The 2,083-nt window shown below is 41.9% G+C and carries 3 protein-coding genes; 1 reads left to right on the forward strand and 2 read right to left on the reverse strand.

Annotation, left to right across the window (positions count from 1 at the left end; translation table 11 throughout):
* Positions 1-120: 120 nt before the first annotated feature.
* Positions 121-795: a hypothetical protein gene (locus LC653_RS45865; RefSeq protein WP_229501846.1), complete on the reverse strand. Its 675-nt coding sequence runs from the start codon at positions 793-795 to the stop codon at positions 121-123.
* A gap of 275 nt (positions 796-1,070) precedes the next feature.
* On the reverse strand, positions 1,071-1,295 hold the full coding sequence (locus LC653_RS45870) for a helix-turn-helix transcriptional regulator (protein ID WP_229501847.1): 225 nt from the start codon (positions 1,293-1,295) through the stop codon (positions 1,071-1,073).
* Positions 1,296-1,831: 536 nt separating this feature from the next.
* Between LC653_RS45870 and LC653_RS46705 the strand changes: the two genes are divergently transcribed.
* The gene (locus tag LC653_RS46705) at positions 1,832-1,960 is read left to right on the forward strand and encodes a hypothetical protein (RefSeq protein ID WP_267923465.1); all 129 of its coding nucleotides are present in this window, start codon (positions 1,832-1,834) and stop codon (positions 1,958-1,960) included.
* Positions 1,961-2,083 lie beyond the last annotated feature (123 nt).

Below are 2,083 nucleotides of genomic sequence, written 5' to 3' on the forward strand. Positions count from 1 at the left end.
CTCCCACCAGTCCAGCATTGCTTGTTACCTTTAGCACCCGATTTCAATTACTCTACCGTATATGCTGTGCTGTTTGTTAAATCCTTTATCAGTAAGCCTTTCAAGACTTAACGGGAAAAGTCAGGTTAGCTCCCAGTTGTAAGATTCGGTGTAAACCTCTGCTATTACTGTCTTTGATGCCGCATTTTCAACTGCTGTGACTGAAGCGGAATTTTTTTGCTCTTTCTCATCAACTAAAAATAATTTGTATGCAGGCTGCATCTGCACAAGGCTGATGAAGTAATTGATGATTTCTGGTACAGCTTGTTGAAGGGTAAGGCGATCTTCATCCAGCGTGATTAACTGATCCTCTACTGTCGGGTATGAAAATAGGCGATCGCGTACAGAAATATTTATCACTCTCACCCCAGAGATGCCCAAGTTTTTCTGAAGCTGTTGAATGTTGTCTCGAACAGTGCGGTAAAGAAAAAGGTCAGTTCCAAAACTAGGGCCAAACATTTTACCCATGTTGTCATAAAACTTAGCCCCTTCTTTTACCTCTGCTGGGGCATCCAAGCACCAGCCTTTAGGGTCTGACAGAATGCGGCGAAGGATTTCTTCATCTTCATTGCTACCGTCACCAAGGTTAGCAAGAGATAAGTAAACCTGTTGGTTTAGTAAAGAGGGGTAAGTGAATTTGTGGCGTTTGGGATATTTTAGACAAATACAGTCGTGTAGCAGGGAAGATAAACCTTGTGTGGTGAACAAGTCGGGGTTATCTTGGAGAAGGAGTTGAAAAACTTCTAGCTTAGACATAGCTATTCCTGTGAGGGATTAGTGCAAACAAGCGATCGTACTTCTTGGCGGGAGGCGGTCGCTTTGTGCTGAAAAGTTTATCTTGGCGAAAAACCAAAGTTTAATGCTGGTTTGAGAGTAAGCAGGAGTATTAGCAGCTAATCTTTCGGTTAAAGTACGCGATTAAATATGGCATCAGTTTATTTGAGCAAATATTAAGTTAATTGCGCTTTTTGAGTAGCGGTTTTTGTCTAAAGGTGGCGATAGCAACATTATTTATTATGCTGTTTGCCAGATTAAGGTTTTTTTCCACTTTTGCGCTGCGTTTCAATAAAAGACTCCGTTAATTCTTCAAGTGTGCATTGGTAAAGACGGGTCAACTGCAATGTTTCACTGGGGCTAAGGTTAGGGGTATATGTACCTGCCTCCCAAAAGCGAATTGTGGAAACGGACTTGCCTAGCTCTACTGCGACTCGTTCAGCGGATAAACCAGCTTTCTCGCGCAACTCCTTTAAATCCATAAAAATGAACAACTTCAACTAGAATCACCTCCTCTACATTACTTGTCTTGTTGCCTAGTCTAATCTAGTTAACAAGTCTAGTCAATAGTTGACAAGTCTAGTTAACTAGTCTTAGCAAGTTGACAAGTCTAGTTAACTAGAGTATATTGATAGACATAAGGGCAAGGAAAGCGAACTGCCAGCACCCGTAACGCGAAGGGTTCGCAAGTCAACCATTACAAACCAAATCGAGTTAACGTTCCAAGTCGAAACATAGTCTAGAGACATGATCACCGGGGTATAGCACAAGCTCTGTTGAGTGGGTAAAGTCCCTGGAGATGCAATTAAAGGACATTCAGTTATAACAATCATGAAGTTAAGACAAAGGCGATCGCACTCTGGCATTGCCCCCAATCAGCAATCGTGTACAAGCGTATGCGATTGCACTTGGCACTGCCCAAGAATTGCGATCGCCGTTTCACAGTAAACAGTTGTAATTAGGATGCAATCTTGTCTACAGCTATATGCTGTAATTTTACTTGGATGTTTGGGAGGATATGAAACCAGAAACAAGGGATGCACTACTGCAAGCTTACTTTGGACTGCAACGAGTAGTATTTGACTTGTATGCAGCCTCAGAAGCAGCTTTTGAAAATGATGACCTCAACGACGCTAGTTTACTCTAGTGTGGTAAAACTTACTAGAGAAGACGACTCTCTAAATTAGCCAAGTAACCCTTGGGATCTCTGCGAAATCGATATTGTTCAATTCTGGCTTTATGGTGTTTTTTCAGTTGAGAGCGTAATTCG

The sequence above is a fragment of the Nostoc mirabile CHAB5784 genome, assembly GCF_020829645.1.
Classification (GTDB): Bacteria; Cyanobacteriota; Cyanobacteriia; order Cyanobacteriales; family Nostocaceae; genus Nostoc; species Nostoc mirabile.

Coding starts and splice junctions, on each gene's coding strand:
- LC653_RS45865 (WP_229501846.1), bottom strand. CDS start 795: ATGTCTAAGCTAGAAGTTTTTCAACTCCTTCTCCAAGATAACCCCGAC.
- LC653_RS45870 (WP_229501847.1), bottom strand. CDS start 1,295: ATGGATTTAAAGGAGTTGCGCGAGAAAGCTGGTTTATCCGCTGAACGA.
- LC653_RS46705 (WP_267923465.1), top strand. CDS start 1,832: ATGAAACCAGAAACAAGGGATGCACTACTGCAAGCTTACTTTGGACTG.